The following is a 16647-nucleotide window of genomic DNA, read 5'->3' on the forward strand; positions in this document are numbered from 1 at the left end:
CGGATCGTCCGTCCGCGCCAGGAGATGAAGGAGCCGGCCCGCTTCTGCCGAGCCGGCCCCTAGGGATCAGAACGCCGGCTCGACCGCGTTGACATTGTCCTTGGTGACGACCGTCAGCGGGATCGGCAAACGGTCCTTGACCTCCTTGCCGTCCATGATCTCCGCCATGGTGTTGATCGCAAGGCGGCCGTCCTCGACCGGCGACTGCACGATGGTGGAGTACATTTCGTTGGTGCGGATCGATTCGAACGCGTCCTTCTGGCCGTTGATGCCGACGATCGGCGGTGCCGCCTTGGACGGATTGGCCTCCTTCCAGGCGTCGATGAAGCCGCGCGCCATGGTGTCGTCATTGGCATAGACGCCGCTGATCTGGTCGCCGAAACGGGTGATCAGGTCGCGGCTGACCACCAGCGCCTTCTGCTGGTCGAAATCGGCATTGACCGTATCGAGCACCTTGATGTCGGCGCTGGTTTCCTTGAGACGATCGGTGAAGCCGCCGACGCGGCCGATCGTCGTGCCGTTGCCGGCCTGGCCGGCGATGATGACGACGGAACCCTTGCCGCCAAGCGCCTTGCTGAGCGAGTCGGCCGCAAGCTTGCCTTCCTCGTAAACGTCGGGCCCGGTGAACGACTTGATGAACGGCTTGGCATCGTCGCTCATCGGCGAGTTGATGAGGATCGCGGGAATGTTCGCCTGCTGTGCGCGGGCGAGGCCCGGTATGTAGGCCTGCGGGTCGAGCGGCCACAGGATGATGCCGTCAACCTTGCGCGCGACGCAGGTGTTGAGCTGCTCGGTGCCCTTCTGGACGTCGAAATCCTGGCTGAGGCTCAGGATCTCGATGCCGAGCTCGCCGGCGCGCGCCTGGAGCGCCTTGTTGGCCGGCGTCGCATAGGCATGCGAATCCGCGGCCGTGACGTAGCAGACCGTCTTTGCACTGGCCCAGCCCGTCGAGGCCAGTATTACCGCCATGGCGGTAATGTGGAGCATGCTTTTCTTGCCAACCATAGGTTTCCTCCCGATCATGTATTTCCTCCTTGAGTGATTGGATTGTCGCGAATGAGCGCGGGGCCTGTGCCCGGCGCCCTCCCCTTGGTAGTCACGGCCCGATCGAGCACGACGAGCAGGATCAGGATAAGCCCCGACACGACCTGCTGGACGTATGCGGGAACGGATTGGAACTCCATCGCGATGGTCAGCGAGCCGATCGTCAGCACGCCGCCAAGCGTGCCGAGCGCGGATCCCTTGCCGCCTTCGAGGCGGGTTCCGCCGACCACGACCGCGGCAATGACGGCGACCGTCAGTTCCGAGCCGAAGACGGGCGAACCGGTGTTGGTGACGAGGCTCTGGAGAACGCCTGCGAGACCGGCGAGCGTCCCGGCGAAGACGAAGCCCAGAAAAACGATGCGATCGGAAGCGATGCCGCTCTCCTTGGCTGCCGCCGGATTGGACCCCACCGCAAAGACATTTCGGCCCGGTATTGTACGCGTCAGCCAGACATGCAGCAGCACGATCAGAACGATGAACAGCGCACTGCGGATGGTGAAGATTTCGAGATGGATCTTGGCGAACGCCAGCGAACGCATGATGTCGGTGCCGGTCACCGGCTGGCTGTTGGTGATCCAATGCGCGAGCGAGCGGAAGATCAGCATCGTCGCCAGCGTCAGCACCAGCGAGTTCACCTTCAGCCCGACGACCAGCGCGCCGTTGATGGCGCCTGCCAGCATGCCGACCAGGATACCGACAAGTGCGGCAGGCAGGATGCCGATCTCGCGCTGCAGGATTACCGACATGATCCCCGCCAGCGCGAACACGGCGCCGCCGGAGAGGTCGATCTGGCCGGCGACCAGAAGTACCGTAAGTCCAATGGCGATCAGGCCGATCGTCGCCGCCCGGTCGAGGCCGAGTCCGAGGGTCGATGCGGAGAAATAACCCGGAACCACCAGGGCGGAAATGATCAGCGTCAGGCCGAGGATGATCACCACCCTGTGCCGCGAGGCAAGCGCCAGGAAGCGCATCACGCCACGCCCCGCTTGCGCAATGCCACATCCATGCCGACGGCGCCGACGATCAGGATGCCGAGGACAAAACCCTGGATCGGCGTGCGCACGCCGTCGAGCACCATGACGTTGGTCAGAAGCTGCACGAAGATCAGGCCCGCGATCGCCCTCGGCACCGAGCCGAAACCGCCGATGATCGACACGCCGCCGACCACGACCGCGGTGATGGCGCTGAACTCGTAGCCGGCGCCGATCAGCGGCCGCGCGCTTTGCAAGGTCAGGCCCAGCAGGCCGCCGCTGACGCCCGAAGCCAACGCCGTGATCACGAACGCACCGGCCTTCACTGCCTCCACCGGCACCGCGCTCGCCTCGGCGGCGCTGTAATTGCCGCCCGTGGCGAGCGTCCACCTGCCCCAGAAGGAGCGCGAGAGGACGAAATGGCCTATGAGAGCGATCAGCAGGAAAATCAGCACCACGACCGGGACGCCGAAGAGCCGGCCCTTGGCGAATTCGGCCGAAGCGGGATTGTTGCCATAGACGATGACGCCGCCGACGGCCGCCTGCACGATGCCCAACCCGATGGTGCCGATGCCGAGCGTAGCGATGATGGGATTGATACCGACATAGCCGACCAGCACGCCGTTGAGCAGGCCGATAAGGCCCGCAAGCGCCACCGCCAGGACGAAGGCAGGAACCGGCCCGATCATTGGCTGCAGCCCGAGCGAAAGGATGGCCCCGCAGGCGATGGTGGCCGGCACCGACAGGTCGGCCAAGCCGCCTGCCACAAGCACGAAAGTCATGCCGACGACGACGATGCCGACAATGGACATCGAGGTCAGGACGTTGAGCAGATTGCCCGTGGTGAAGAAGGCGGGGCTGACGAATGAGCCGTAGAGCATCACTGCAAGGATGGCAAAGCCAAGCCCCGCCTTGGACAGGACATCGGCAAGCCTGCTGCCGCGCGTGAAGCGGTCATTGCGGTTCGCCCCGCTGGTCTCCATGGCCGCATCAGTCATGCCGCCTCCCCCGTCGCCAGCGCCATGATGCGCTCCTCGCTCAGTTCGGCGCGGGCGAGCGGCTCCGATGCGCGGCCGTCGCGCATCACAACGACGCGATCGCAGACGCCGAGGATTTCGGGGAGTTCCGACGAGATCATCACCACCGCCATGCCGTCGGCGACAAGCCGGCCGATGATGCTGTGGATTTCGGCCTTGGCGCCGACGTCGACGCCGCGCGTCGGCTCGTCGAGGACGAGCACAGAGGGCTTGGCCGCGAGCCATTTGGCGATGACCGCCTTCTGCTGGTTGCCTCCCGACAACAGGTTGATGCGCCGCTCCCCGTCGGGCGGCGAAATGGAAAACTGCTTCACATAGGTCGCCGCCAGCGAACGGTCGGCGCTGCGCCTGATGCGGCCGAAGCTGGTCAGACGCCGCAATATCGGCAGGCTGATGTTCTCGCGGACCGACATGCCCGGAACGATGCCGTCGCCCTTGCGGTCCTCGGGGACGTAGGCGATCCCGGCTCGCACCGCCTCGGAAGGAGAGTTGATGGCGACCTTGCGCCCGTTGACGCTGACCGTTCCCTCCACCAGCCGCGACAGGCCGAAGATGGCGCGCGCTACCTCGGTGCGCCCCGCCCCGACCAGTCCGGTCAAGCCCAGTATCTCGCCGGCGCGCACATCGAAGCTGACATCGCGGAAATGCGCCCCGTCGCCGATGCGTTCGACACGCAGCACGGACTTGCCGATCGCGGCCGGGCTTTTCGGGAACACGTTGGCGACCTCGCGGCCGACCATCAGCCTGATCATCTCGGCCGCGGTTATGCCGTCGATCGGACGGGTCTCGATCATTGAGCCGTCGCGCAGCACGGTCACCTCGTCGGCGATCTCGAGAACCTCCTTCAGCCTATGGCTGATGTAGACGATGGCGATGCCGTCATCGCGCATCTTGCGAAGGATCCGGAACAGCGCCGCGGTTTCGTGCTCGCTCAGGCTCGATGTCGGCTCGTCCAGCACGATGATCCTGGGCTGCGCCGCGTAGGCCTTGGCGATCTCGACCAGTTGCTGCTGGCTGATCGACAGGTCGCCGAGCCGCGCGCGCGGGTTGATGGCCGCGCCCAACTCGTGGAGGACGGCGGCGGCCTTCCTGACCATTTCGCCCTTGTGCAGCCAGCTCCATTTGCCGGGCATGCGGCCGAGATAGACGTTCTCCGCGACGGTCAGGTCGGGAACAAGATTGATCTCCTGGTGCACCATGCGGATGCCGAGCGCCTGGGCGTCGGCGGGACGCCGCATGCGCACTTCGGCGCCGCCGACGAGGATCGTGCCGGCGGTCGGAGCGTAGGATCCGTTGAGCACCTTCATCAGCGTCGACTTGCCGGCGCCATTCTCGCCAACGACCGCATGGACGGTGCCGAACCGGACGGCGAAATTGACGTTCGACAGGGCCTTCACGCCGGGAAAAGTCTTGGAGATGCCTCTCATGTCCAGGGCACAATCGGCGGCGGCACTCATCTAGGCTTGGTCCTCCCTGGTAGCACGCGGCTGGCAACGTTATGTTAGTATAATGCATTTCCAGGCACGGTTCGGCCCACCTCGAGCCCGCCCGAAGGCCCCTTTCAGCGCATCCGCACCAGGCACTTCACCATAGGCGGAAAATCACGCAACGGGCGGCACTATTGCACTAATATAATAGTTCTGGCAAGCTGGATCTGACCGCTCCCGTCACTGGCGTCGGATCGCAACGAACCCCGCGTCGCAAGCAGGTGCATTCCGTTTGACATTCGAATAATTTTGCCATTTCAGGTGGACGAACGATGGGATTTTCCATGGATCTAGATCCTTCGACCCTCAATCGAGCCCTCCCGCTGCGCGACCAGATCTACAACAAGATCCGCAACATGATCGTCGTCGGACGGCTGAAACCGGGTGAGGTCATCAATGAGATCGCAATTGCCGAAGCGCTGGGCGTCTCGCGCACGCCCGTGCGCGAAGCGGTCAAACGCATCAGCGACGAAGGGCTCGTCAAGATCCTGGCGCAGACCGGCACCTACGTTGCTCCCATCAGCCGGGCCGACCTCGAGGAAGCCTATGTCATCCGGCGTGCATTGGAGATGGAGAGCGCCAGGCGCGCCGCCGCCAAGCTGACGCCGGCTGCCTGTGAATTGCTGGAAGACAACATGGCCGCGCATAAGCTCGCCATTGCGCGCGGCAGGTACGCCACAGCGATTCAGCTCGACGACGTCTTTCACCGCACCATTGCTGAAATATGCGGCTTGCCGATGATCTGGCGCGCCGTCGACATCTCAAAGGCGCAGATGGATCGCGGCCGCTATCTCGCCATTCCGAAGCCCGGCTATGGCGAGCAGACGATCGAGCAGCACGAGGCCATTCTGGACGCGCTGAAGCGTCACGACGCCGAGGGCGCCGCACAGGCAATGGAGCATCACCTCGAGACGTCATTTCGCAACACGCTCGAAGTCGCCGCCGAGCTTCTCGACTGACGACCTCGACTGAGCGCTGAGACGGGCGGCGCAGGTTTGAAGTCCCGAACCTGGCATCCGACCGGCTTGCCGATGCCCGGCGAGCAATGTTCGCAGCTTGACCGTTGACGTTCTATTATATTAGTATTCCGATCCATTCGGCGGCATTGTGCCGGCGGGGCTTTTTCAGAGTTCGTAATGGCGCGGTTCATCCAGCTTTCGCATGCCGACAACATCCTTCTGGCGGTCGATCCGTTGATGATCGGCGACAAGGCAGGCGACATCCCCGCGAAGGCGCGCATACCGCGCGGCCACAAGATGGCGATCCGCGACATCGCTTCGGACGAGCCGGTCGTGAAATACGGACAGACCATCGGATTCGCCCGCGGGCCGATCGCCGCCGGCGATTGGGTTCACGAGCACAATGTATATCTGCGCAATTTCGAACGCGACTATCTGTTCGGCACCAACGCCAGCCAAACGCCTGTCGTCCCTGAAGCCGAGCGCGCGACCTTCATGGGTTACCGCAGGCCGAGCGGCAAGGTCGGGACGCGCAACTTCATCGCTGTCCTGACCTCGGTGAATTGTTCGGCCAGTGTCGCCCGCTTCATCGTGGAAGAGGTCAACCGCTGCGGCATCCTGCGCGACTATCCCAATGTCGACGGCGTGATCTCACTCGTCCATGGCACTGGCTGCGGCATCGGCACCAAAGGCCTCGCTTACGACCTCTTGAAGCGCACGCAGTGGGGTTTTGCCACGAACCCCAATGTCGGCGGCGTGCTGATGGTTGGGCTCGGCTGCGAGGCGTTCCAGATTCCGCGCTGGATGCAGTCCTATAATATCGAGGAGAGCACGACCTTCCGCACGATGACGATCCAGGAGACTGGCGGCACACGCAAGACGGTCGAGGCCGGGGTCAAGGCGATCGTCGATATGCTGCCCATGGTCAACGCCGCGCAAAGGACGCCACAACCGGCCTCCGAACTGGTGCTCGCGCTGCAATGCGGCGGGTCGGACGGCTATTCCGGCATCAGCGCCAATCCGGCGCTTGGCGCCGCCGTGGACCTGCTTGTCGCGCAAGGCGGCACGGCGGTGCTGTCCGAGACGCCGGAGATCTACGGCGCCGAACATCTGCTGACCATGCGCGCGGAAAACCGCGCGGTCGGCGAGAAGCTGATCGAGCGCATCCGCTGGTGGGAGGACTACACAGCCAAGCACGACATGGAGATGAACAACAACCCGTCTCCCGGCAACAAGCTCGGCGGGTTGACGACGATCCTGGAGAAGTCGCTCGGCGCGTCCGCCAAGGGCGGGACGACCAATCTGCGCGCGGTGCTGGAATATGCCGAACCGATCAACGAACGCGGCCTCGTCTTCATGGACACGCCCGGCTACGATCCGGTTTCGGCAACCGGCCAGGTCGCCGGCGGCGCGAACATATTGTGCTTCACCACCGGGCGCGGTTCGGCCTTCGGCTGCAAGCCGACGCCCTCGATCAAGCTTGCCTCCAATTCCTTCATTTTCGAGCAGATGCGCGAGGACATGGACATCAATTGCGGGGACATCCTCGACGGCGTCACGCTGGACGACAAAGGCCAGGAGATCTTCGCAGAGATCCTGCGCGTGGCATCGGGCGCGCGTACCAAATCGGAATCGCTGGGCTACGGCGACAATGAGTTCGTGCCCTGGAACCTCGGCGCTACCATGTAGCGACATCGCCCGCCCGCAACGGGCAACGTCAATTCACTCAACCAGAAAGAACGCTCGGCATGAACAGGATCGATCTTGACGGCCAACACGCCGTGGTCACCGGAGGCGCGCAAGGCCTCGGCTTCGCGATGGCCAAACGTTTCGTCGCCTCCGGCGCGACGGTCACCTTATGGGACGTCGACGAGGCGCGCCTCGAAGCGGCCAAGCGCGACCTTGGCAAGGCCGCCAAGACCCTGGTCGTCGACATTGCGGATTGGGAGACGGTGGACGCCGCGCGGGCAAAAACCGAGGAGAGCGCCGGCAAAATCTCCATCCTGGTCAATTCCGCCGGCATTGCCGGTCCCGCCGCCCCGCTTGACAGCTACGATGTAGAGACGTGGAAGAAGATCATCGACATCAACGTCAACGGCACCTTCTACGTCAACCGCGCCGTCGTGCCCGGGATGAAAGCGCGCAATTACGGGCGCATCGTCAACATCGCTTCCGTCGCCGGCAAGGAAGGCAATCCCAACGCCGCCGCCTATTCCGCTTCGAAGGCGGCGGTCATCGGCATGACCAAGTCGCTCGGCAAGGAACTCGCGCAGTATGACATTGCGGTCAACTGCATCTCGCCGGCCACCGCGCAGACCCGAATCCTCGAACAGCTCACGCCCGAGCACATCGAATACATGCGCTCGCGCATTCCACGCGGCCGTCTGCTGGAGGTCGACGAGGCCGCCGCCATGGTCGCCTGGCTCGTCTCAAAGGAAAACAGCTTCACCACCGCCTCGACCTTCGACCTGTCGGGCGGGCGCACGACCTATTAGTCGAATACCGGCGCGCCGCGAAGCGTCTGCGCCGCGGCACCCCGGTACACCGGCACTTGCTGCGTCACGGAGATGCGGCCGTGTCGCCTGCGAAGACTCGAGCTGCCTGGAACTGGGGGCGCAGCATCAGGTAGAACGCGACGGCGTGCGTGATCAGCAGCAGCGGGACATAGATTACGGGGATCGCGTATGCAGCGCCCAACTGCCCCGCCAGCTCAGGAAGACCGGCTTGGCTGCCGTGATAGTAGTCGACGGCGATATCGATCGTCCCCACGAGATTGAACGCGACGACGAACAACCAGAACAGCGGACGTATCCTCGTCGTCAAAAGCGCCAGCATGGCCAACACTCCAGTTGCGAAGTCGCCATAGGCGGCGAAGGTGGCGAAATCAGCCGGCAAATCGCGCCCGACGACGCCTGGAACGATGAAGACAAGCCCGAAGAAGCGGAAGCTGTGCAGCGTGGCGATGGCACGTTGCGCCTCGACCAGGTTGACGGATCTGAGCCGGGGCAAGACATACACGCCGACGCAGAGCAGCCAAGGCACGTAGCCTAGAGCGAGATGTAACAGGAAAATGGTTGCAGGCGACATATGGCCTCCCAAGAGATGTAAGGCGCAATTTACGCCCGCTTCCAGCGGTCGACTATTCGCGATAATGTTGACGGGGCATGAAGCAGAACTTCACAATCCGGAAAGGTGCGCTCGACGGCGTGGAGGCGTTCCTCGGCGTCGCGCAACACCGCAGCTTCCGAAAAGCGGCCGCGGAGCTCGGCGTCACGCCATCGGCGATCAGCCAGGCGGTGCGCGCGCTCGAGGTGCGCGTCGGTGCGGCGCTCTTCATGCGCACGACGCGCAGCGTCGGCCTGACCGAAGCCGGCGAACGGTTCCTTTCGCGCGCAAAGCCCGCTTTCGAGGAACTGGTCGCAGCAAGCGAAGTCGCACGTGAACTTGGGCAGCGGCCGACCGGGCTGTTGCGCCTCTCTGTGCCGCGCGCCGTGGTGCCGATCCTGCTGGAGCCGCTGGTGGCATCCTTTTGCCAGGCCTATCCCGAAGTAGAGGTGGAGATCGCCGCAAGCGGTGAACTGGTCGACCTGGCGGCCGAGGGGTTCGACGCCGGCATCCGGCTCGGCCAGTTCATCGCCGCCGACATGGTCGCGGTTCGGCTGACGCCGCCGTTCCCGCTCGTGGTCGTCGGCAGCCCTGGCTATCTGCGCCGGCAGAAGCGGCCGGAGCGCATCGACGATCTGCGCGGCCATGCCTGCCTGCGCATGCGCCGCTCCAACGGATCGATCGCGCCCTGGCCCTTCATCGACGGCAACAAGACGGTCGAGGCAATCGTCTCCGGGCCGCTGGTCGCGCATGATTACCCGACACTGCTTGGCGCGGCGATCCAAGGTGTCGGACTTGCACAGGTGCCCGGCCCTCTCACCGAAGCCCCGATTGCCGATGGCCGGTTGCAAGCGTTGCTCACGCCCTTCGCCGTCACGACGCCTGGCGTTTTTCTGTATTATCCCGACAGACGCCAGGTCTTGCCCAAGCTGCGCGCGTTCATAAAGCATGTGAAATATCGGGGGACGGACGCCGAAGGCGCGCGAACTCCCTGAGGCCACGCCCTCGATGACATGCTTGCCTGCTCGTGCCGCGCTATCTCTTTGTTGCGCAATTCCACAGGGAAAGCGCTACGCGCTTTTCCCGGGAAAACCGTACACACTTTTCCTGGAATTACTCTAATTGGCGCGAAGGGCCGCGATCACCGCGGCGGTAACCTCGGCGGTGCTCGCGGTGCCGCCGAGATCGGGGCTGAGATATTCCGCCCGGTCCGTGACAAGCTCGATCGCAACCATGAGGCGCCGCGCGGCGGCCTGCTCGCCGAGATGCTCAAGCATCAGGCTCGCCGTCCAGAACGATCCGAGCGGATTGGCGACGCCCTTGCCGGTAATGTCGAAGGCCGAACCGTGGATGGGTTCGAACATGGACGGCCGGCTGCGCGAGGGATCGATGTTCGACGTCGAGCCGATGCCGAGTGATCCACCCAGTGCGGCGGCCAGGTCGGAGAGGATGTCGGCATGCAGGTTGGTCGCCAAAACCGTGTCGATGCTGCCGGGCTTGTTGACCATGCGCTGGGTCATGGCGTCCACCAGCATCCAGTCGACGCTGAGACCGGGATAGTCGCGAAGCACGCCGCGCACGACTTCGTCCCACAGAACCATGCCGTGACGCTGCGCATTCGACTTGGTGACAACCGTCAGAAGCTTGCGGGGGCGCGACAGCGCAAGCTCGCAAGCGAAACGTGCGATGCGTTCTATCCCGGCGCGGGTAAAGACGGCGACATCCATGCCGACCTCGATAGGCAGTCCGCGATGGGCGCGACCACCGACGCCGGCATATTCGCCTTCGCTGTTTTCGCGCACGATCACCCAGTCAATCTGCTTGCCGAGATCGGGCCGCAACGGGCCGGTCAGCCCGGGCAAGAGGCGCGTCGGCCGCACGTTGGCGTATTGGTCGAACCCCTGGCAGATGGCCAGGCGCAGCCCCCAGAGGGTGACGTCGTCGGGAAGGTTCGGATCGCCGACCGAGCCGAAATAGATCGCATCGAAACCCTCCAATTGCCCGAGGCCGTCCTGCGGCATCATGCGGCCGTTGCGGCGGTAATAATCGGAACCCCAGTCGAAGCGCTTGAAGTCGAAGGCCAGACCCGGCTCGACAGCGGTCAGGGCTTCCAGAACCTTCACGCCGGCCTCGACGACCTCCGGCCCGATACCGTCACCACCGATGACGGCGATCCTATGCGAGGACATTTTCAGTCTCCTTCTCGATGGCAGCGACGATGGCGCCGCGGTTGTGGCCAAGCCATTGCAGCAGCATGCGGGTGGATTCGATCATCGCGTAGGGATTGACGATACCCTTGCCGGCGATATCGGGCGCGGACCCGTGCGCCGCCTGCGCCATGGCTATGTCGCCTTCGCCGATGCACAGGTCCTACCGCTGATAATGCCCGGCGGTTCTTCAGCCTAGCCGCGCGGCGTGCCACTTCAGGTGATCGTCCATGAAGGTCGAGATGAAGTTGTAGGAATGATCGTAGCCTTCCTGCATGCGCAAGGTGAGGTCGATGCCGGCCTTCTTGCAGGCTTCATCGAGCAGCCACGGACGGAGGCCTTCGTCAAGGAACCCATCGGCCGTGCCTTGATCAACCAGGAACTCGCCAAAACGGCGGCCGTCCTCGATAAGCAGCGTGGCGTCATAGGCGCGCCAGTCCCTGTCGTCGGCGCCGAGATATTTCTCGAGCGCAGGCCGCGACCAGCCAGCAGTCGTCGGCTGAACGATCGGCGCGAAGGCCGAGCAACTCCTGAAGCGGTCGGGGTTCTTCAGCGCGATCGTCAACGCGCCGTGTCCGCCCATCGAATGCCCCGATATGCCCTGGCGCGCCATGTCGGCAGGAAAGTTCGCGGCGATTAATCCCGGCAGCTCGTCGAGGACGTAGGAATACATACGGTAGTTCCTGGCGTAAGGCTGCTGCGTCGCATCGACATAGAAACCGGCGCCGCAGCCGAACTGCCAATTATCCTTCTCGTCCGGCACATCGGCACCGCGCGGGCTGGTGTCGGGGCAGACCACGATGAGACCAAGCTCGGCCGCCAGGCGCCGGTACTCGCCCTTGTCCATGACATTGGCATGAGTGCAGGTGAGACCCGAAAGATACCACAGCACCGGCACCGGCCTATCGTTGACCTGCGGCGGCACGAAGACGGCAAAGGTCATGTCGCAGGCGCAGACCTCTGAAGCGTGCGAATAAACACCCTGGACGCCGCCATGCGACTTGGACGTGGAAACGACTTTCATCAACTCTGCCTTTTCGTCATGACCTTTCCGTCCGACATAGCTGCCGGCCGCCGCACCCGCAACCTTCAGCCCTGCAAACAGCACCGGCGGCGTAACCGAGGTGCACCTTGGTCACGCCGCCGGTCGACGCCGGACTTTGGGAACACGCTGACCTGGCCGGGAGGCTGGAGGTAGCGAAAAGTCCGGGCATTTCTGTGGCCCGCCTTCTCAAGCCGACAGGGCTCCTGTCGGTCCAAGCGGGGATGTCCTCGGGCCCGCGGCGTGTGGCCGCCCTCAATAAACCACGACACTCCTGATCGACTTGCCCTCATGCATGAGGTCGAAACCCTTGTTGATGTCCTCGAGTTTCAGCGTGTGGGTGATCATCGGGTCGATCTCGATCTTGCCGTCCATGTACCAGTCGACGATCCTGGGCACGTCGGTGCGGCCGCGCGCGCCGCCGAAGGCGGTGCCTATCCAGGTCCGCCCGGTGACCAGCTGGAAGGGCCGCGTCGAGATCTCCTGGCCGGCGCCCGCGACGCCGATGACCACCGACTTGCCCCAGCCGCGATGCGAAGCCTCCAGCGCCTGGCGCATCACCTTGGTGTTGCCGGTGCAGTCGAACGTGTAGTCGGCGCCGCCGATCTGGTCGGCGCCGCGCTTGGTCATGTTGACGAGATGGGGAACGATGTCGCCGTCGATCTCCTTCGGATTGACGAAATGCGTCATGCCGAAGCGCTCGCCCCAGGCTCGTCTGTCGTTGTTGAGATCGACACCGATGATCATGTCGGCGCCGGCAAGTCTCAGGCCCTGGATGACGTTGAGCCCGATGCCGCCGAGGCCGAAGACCACCGCGGTCGCGCCTTGCTCGACCTTGGCGGTGTTGATGACCGCGCCCACGCCGGTGGTCACCCCGCAGCCGATGTAGCAGATCTTGTCGAAGGGCGCGTCGGGATTGACTTTGGCCACGGCGATCTCCGGCAGCACCGTAAAGTTGGAGAAGGTCGAGCAGCCCATATAGTGAAACAGTTTTTCGCCCCCGATCGAGAAGCGCGAGGTGCCGTCCGGCATCAGGCCTTGCCCCTGCGTGGCGCGGATGGCGGTGCACAGATTGGTCTTGCGCGACAAACACGACGGGCACTGCCGGCATTCGGGCGTATAGAGCGGGATCACATGGTCGCCCTTTTTGACCGAGGTGACGCCCTTGCCGACATCGACTACCACGCCGGCGCCCTCATGGCCGAGAATGGCGGGAAACAGGCCCTCGGGATCGGCACCCGACAGCGTGAACTCGTCGGTGTGGCAGATGCCGGTCGCCTTGATCTCGACCAGCACCTCGCCCTCGCGCGGGCCGTCGAGGTCGACCTCCATGATCTCAAGCGGCTTTCCGGCAGCAACGGCAACAGCGGCGCGGGTTTTCATTTCTTTCTCCCAAACTTGCTTGCCGGGACGATCGATCGCCCGGCGTTGCGGTAGAAATCATGCGGCCTTGGCCGGCCCCGCCGGGAACACGCCCGACATCACGGTAAAGCCTTTGATGCGTTTGACGCGATCGCACCAGCGCCGGACGGCGGGATAGTCCTGGCGCGCGATGCCGCCCTCCTCCGACAGCATGATATAGGGAAAGCAGGCAATATCGGCGATGGTCGGATGATCGGCCGAGCAGATCCAGCCGCGGCCCTGCTGCTCGCCGAACCACAGATGCTCGTCGAGGATACGGAACAGCCGGTGCGCGCCGGCGCGCGCGGCATCGATGTCGAAATCGTAGAACAGCGCGTCGTGCAAGCGGGCGGCCGACGCCGTCGAAGTGATGCCGTCGGCGAAGGCCAGCCACTGGCTGATCTCGCCGAGCAGGGCCGGTCTGTTCCGGGGATACCATGTGCCCGACGGATCGTATTTCGACGCGAGGTAGACCAGGATCGCCTGGGCGTCGCGCAGGATCAGCCCTTCATCCTCGATGACCGGCAGCTGGCCAAGCGGATTGAGCTTCAGGAACCATTCCGACTTGTGTTCGCGGCCGGGGTAGAAGTCGACCGGCACTGTCTTGTAGTCGATGCCGAGAAAACTCATCAGCAGCCGCAGCTTGTAGCAATTGCCCGAAAGTTCGTAATCGTAAAGCGTGATCATCGGGAGTTCCTAAACGTCGAGCACGAGGCGTGCCGATTTGGCGCGCGAGACGCAGGTCATGATCCTGGTTCCGGCCTTGCGCTCGGCATCGTTGAGGTAGACGTCCTGATGGTCCGGCTCGCCTTCGATCACGGTGGCGACGCAGGTGCCGCATGCGCCCTGCTCGCAGGACGACGGAACATCGATGCCATTCTCGCGCATGACCTGCATGATCGTCTTGCCGGCCGGCACCTGCAGCGTGACGCAGGAGCGGGCCAGCGCTACTTCGAAGCTCGAACTGTCGTCGATCTTGTTGGTGTTCTTGAAATATTCGAAATGGATGGCGGTATCCGGCCAGCCCTGCTCGGCGGCGATCTTGCGCGCGGCTTCCAGCATCGGTCCGGGACCGCAGATATAGAGATGCATGCCGTCCCGGTAACCGGCGAGAATCCCTCGAAGCTCGGCGCCGGTCGCGTCCGGCGACAGCCCGAGATGCGGCTTCAGCGCATCGCCGAGATGCTTCAGCCGATCGGCGAAAGCGAGGTGTTCCTGCCCTTGCGCAAAATAGTGCAGTTCGTGCGCCAGTTCCTGGTTCTTCAGCGCCTGCGCCATTGCGAGCAGCGGCGTGATGCCGATGCCGCCGGCGACGAACAGCGTCTTGATCGCGTCACGGCGCAGCGGGAAATTGTTGCGCGGCTCGGAAATCGCCAGCACGTCCCCCTCGCGCACAGTCTCGTGCATGCATTTCGAACCGCCCTTGGAATCGCGCTCCAGCTTGACGCCGATGATGAAGCTGTCGGTTTCACCAGGGCCGTTGGTGATCGAATACTGCCTGATCTCGCTATTGGGCATATGGACGTCGATATGGGCTCCAGGCTGGAACGTCGGCAGGATGCCCTTGATCGGGCGGAGCTCGAAACCGGCAACGCCGTCGGCCGCCTGCCATTTCCTGGCCACGCTGACGCGCAGCGCCGCCTTGCGGCCATGCGCGGTCACTTCGGGCATTTCGGCGAGTTCGGCCGACACCCTTTCGTAGACCGGCTCGATCGGTGCGGGCGCCGGTGCGTTCGCGACGTCGCGCTCGACCTTGTCGCGCAGCTTGGAAAGCCGCTCATTGTGGTGGCGCAGGATGGCGATGCGGGTGGCCCCTTCGGCCTCCTGATCGAGCACGCCACGGATCACCGAACGGTTTGAATCAACCGGCTGCACGAAGAACACGCCGCGCGTCTCGGCACCACCATCGCGCGAGTGCAGCGCTACGGCAAAATCCTGCGCGGCCTCGATGATGGTTTCCGCGCCCTCGCCTTCGATCGCTGCGTTGGGCTGAAAGCGATAGGCCTTCAGCCTTTCGACGACCTTGTCGGCCGGCGCGTTGACCGCGATGCCGCGCAAGGCGAGCAGCTTGCCTTCGATCAGCGCGGCAACATCCGGCACCTCGCCGCGAGGCTCCTCGGAGGACCAGACCAAGCCGTAGCGCTCGACCCCGGGGAAGGTGCGGTTGGTGATGGTGCGGGCCGGCGCGTCGGCAGGATGCGCTGGAATGTAGGTGCAGCCGGCGGTGCGGTTCGAATAACGCCAGCCGTGATATTGGCACTTCAGCTCGCGCCCGTCATTGATGCCTATCGACAGCCTGACGCCGCGATGCAGGCAGCGGTTTTCCCAGATGTTGATGTAGCCGTCATCGGCCCGCCAGACGGCGAATTCCCGGCCGAGCAATTGACCATGGAAAACGTGGCGGTACGGCAAATCATGGGAAGCGGCGATCGGATGCCACTGGCTTCTGGCTTCTTCCAACATCAATCGTCTCCAAGAATCTCGTCAGGCCGCAACCGGAATGACACCGTAGGTCACGCCCTTCTGGCTGAGCCAGCGCCGGTAGGCGATGGCCGACTTGTCGGCCCGGATGGGCGTTTCGGCGCGCGGATCGAGCGGCAGGCGTTTGGGCACTTGGTTTTCCAGGATCGGCTTGTCCTGGCCGAAGATCGTCTGCTGGAAGCGCTTGATCACCTTGTCTTCATTGTCTTCGTCGAGCACGCAAAGCAGCATGTGGGCGCGCACGTGCTCCTGGTCGACCGGCTGCAGGAAGATGGCGATGACGTCGCGCCGTGCCTCGTCGACCGGGCTCGATTTATAGAGCACGGAGCAATAGGGGTGCGGCACGCGATAGACATAGTCCACGTCGGCGCCGCCACCGGAAGCGGTCGAAGCCATCGGCTGGAAGAAGCGGCAGCGCGTGGCCAGGATCTCGTCACGATCTACCGAGATCTCGACGTCGTATTCCTTGACCTCGGTGTGCGGCTCGACACCCAATATGTCGGTATGGACATAGGGAAAGTGGCCCATGTCGAGAAAGTTCTCGATGGCGCGCGGTGCCGAGACATTGACGCCAAACGTGGCCGCGTTGAGCTTGCGGCGGTCCGGCTCTTCATATTCCGGGATCGGGAACAGCTCGGCCGGTGGCGAGCCGAGCGAAGTCCAGACATAGCCGTAGGCGCTTCTTGCCGGCAGTCTGCCGGCGCCTGGAACACGATCCACCCCTTCTACATCGGGACGTGAGCGCCAGACGACGGGCTCACCATCCATATCGACCGCAAAACTGAGGCGCTCCTCGAGCAGAATGGTGTCCTGGACAGCGCCGGGAATGGTCTCGGTGATCGCCCCTACGGGATGCCAGAGATTGAGGATCACAGGATCCGAGCATTTTGTCATCGTTTTATCCTCTGGAAGC

15 protein-coding genes and 1 pseudogene are annotated in these 16647 nt (G+C 63.8%); 4 read left to right on the plus strand and 12 right to left on the minus strand.

Annotation, left to right across the window (positions count from 1 at the left end):
- Positions 1–66: 66 nt before the first annotated feature.
- Genes FJ979_RS23270 through FJ979_RS23285 form a run of 4 tightly spaced genes read right to left on the minus strand, consistent with a single transcriptional unit; the run spans position 67 to position 4509 of the window.
- Positions 67–1005, minus strand: coding sequence for a sugar ABC transporter substrate-binding protein (locus tag FJ979_RS23270; RefSeq protein WP_140514469.1), 939 nt, complete (start codon positions 1003–1005; stop codon positions 67–69).
- Positions 1006–1019: 14 nt separating this feature from the next.
- On the minus strand, positions 1020–2015 hold the full coding sequence (locus FJ979_RS23275) for an ABC transporter permease (RefSeq protein WP_140584012.1): 996 nt from the start codon (positions 2013–2015) through the stop codon (positions 1020–1022).
- On the minus strand, positions 2015–3013 hold the full coding sequence (locus FJ979_RS23280; RefSeq protein ID WP_246679368.1) for an ABC transporter permease: 999 nt from the start codon (positions 3011–3013) through the stop codon (positions 2015–2017). The genes FJ979_RS23275 and FJ979_RS23280 overlap by 1 nt, the downstream gene beginning before the upstream one ends.
- Complete coding sequence (locus tag FJ979_RS23285) at positions 3010–4509, minus strand: sugar ABC transporter ATP-binding protein (protein WP_140583917.1); 1500 nt, start codon at positions 4507–4509, stop codon at positions 3010–3012. Before FJ979_RS23285 ends, FJ979_RS23280 begins: the two co-directional genes overlap by 4 nt.
- Before the next feature lie 314 nt (positions 4510–4823).
- Between FJ979_RS23285 and FJ979_RS23290 the strand changes: the two genes are divergently transcribed.
- The 3 genes from FJ979_RS23290 (at position 4824) to FJ979_RS23300 (ending at position 7993) form a co-directional block, all read left to right on the plus strand.
- Positions 4824–5498 carry a GntR family transcriptional regulator gene (locus tag FJ979_RS23290; protein WP_140497544.1) on the plus strand — a complete coding sequence of 225 codons (675 nt, stop codon included), beginning with the start codon at positions 4824–4826 and terminating at the stop codon, positions 5496–5498.
- A 177-nt stretch (positions 5499–5675) separates the two neighbouring features.
- Positions 5676–7187, plus strand: coding sequence for an altronate dehydratase family protein (locus FJ979_RS23295; protein ID WP_140583919.1), 1512 nt, complete (start codon positions 5676–5678; stop codon positions 7185–7187).
- A 59-nt stretch (positions 7188–7246) separates the two neighbouring features.
- Positions 7247–7993: an SDR family NAD(P)-dependent oxidoreductase gene (locus tag FJ979_RS23300; protein WP_140583921.1), complete on the plus strand. Its 747-nt coding sequence runs from the start codon at positions 7247–7249 to the stop codon at positions 7991–7993.
- 64 nt (positions 7994–8057) lie between these two features.
- Here FJ979_RS23300 and FJ979_RS23305 read toward each other — a convergent pair whose 3' ends face one another.
- Positions 8058–8585 (minus strand): hypothetical protein, encoded by a 528-nt coding sequence (locus FJ979_RS23305; protein ID WP_140583922.1) that lies wholly within the window; start codon positions 8583–8585, stop codon positions 8058–8060.
- 77 nt (positions 8586–8662) lie between these two features.
- Between FJ979_RS23305 and FJ979_RS23310 the strand changes: the two genes are divergently transcribed.
- A complete protein-coding gene (locus tag FJ979_RS23310; protein WP_140583924.1) occupies positions 8663–9598 on the plus strand; it encodes a LysR family transcriptional regulator in 936 nt (311 codons plus the stop codon).
- A gap of 123 nt (positions 9599–9721) precedes the next feature.
- Here FJ979_RS23310 and FJ979_RS23315 read toward each other — a convergent pair whose 3' ends face one another.
- From FJ979_RS23315 to FJ979_RS23345, 7 genes and pseudogenes are all read right to left on the minus strand, one after another.
- The gene (locus FJ979_RS23315; protein ID WP_140583925.1) at positions 9722–10792 is read right to left on the minus strand and encodes a tartrate dehydrogenase; all 1071 of its coding nucleotides are present in this window, start codon (positions 10790–10792) and stop codon (positions 9722–9724) included.
- Between the two features lie 34 nt (positions 10793–10826).
- Positions 10827–10970 (minus strand): annotated as a pseudogene (locus FJ979_RS23320) (isocitrate/isopropylmalate family dehydrogenase); the annotation flags it as partial.
- 30 nt (positions 10971–11000) lie between these two features.
- A complete protein-coding gene (fghA, locus tag FJ979_RS23325; protein WP_140583927.1) occupies positions 11001–11834 on the minus strand; it encodes an S-formylglutathione hydrolase in 834 nt (277 codons plus the stop codon).
- Between the two features lie 273 nt (positions 11835–12107).
- A complete protein-coding gene (locus FJ979_RS23330; protein WP_140583929.1) occupies positions 12108–13235 on the minus strand; it encodes an S-(hydroxymethyl)glutathione dehydrogenase/class III alcohol dehydrogenase in 1128 nt (375 codons plus the stop codon).
- 57 nt (positions 13236–13292) lie between these two features.
- Positions 13293–13940 (minus strand): glutathione S-transferase, encoded by a 648-nt coding sequence (locus FJ979_RS23335; protein ID WP_140583930.1) that lies wholly within the window; start codon positions 13938–13940, stop codon positions 13293–13295.
- 9 nt (positions 13941–13949) lie between these two features.
- Complete coding sequence (locus tag FJ979_RS23340) at positions 13950–15716, minus strand: Rieske 2Fe-2S domain-containing protein (protein WP_140583932.1); 1767 nt, start codon at positions 15714–15716, stop codon at positions 13950–13952.
- A 21-nt stretch (positions 15717–15737) separates the two neighbouring features.
- Positions 15738–16628, minus strand: a complete 891-nt coding sequence (locus tag FJ979_RS23345) for an aromatic ring-hydroxylating dioxygenase subunit alpha (protein WP_140583934.1) — start codon at positions 16626–16628, stop codon at positions 15738–15740.
- Between the last annotated feature and the right edge of the window lie 19 nt (positions 16629–16647).

Source organism: Mesorhizobium sp. B1-1-6, from assembly GCF_006443035.1.
Taxonomy (GTDB): domain Bacteria; phylum Pseudomonadota; class Alphaproteobacteria; order Rhizobiales; family Rhizobiaceae; genus Mesorhizobium.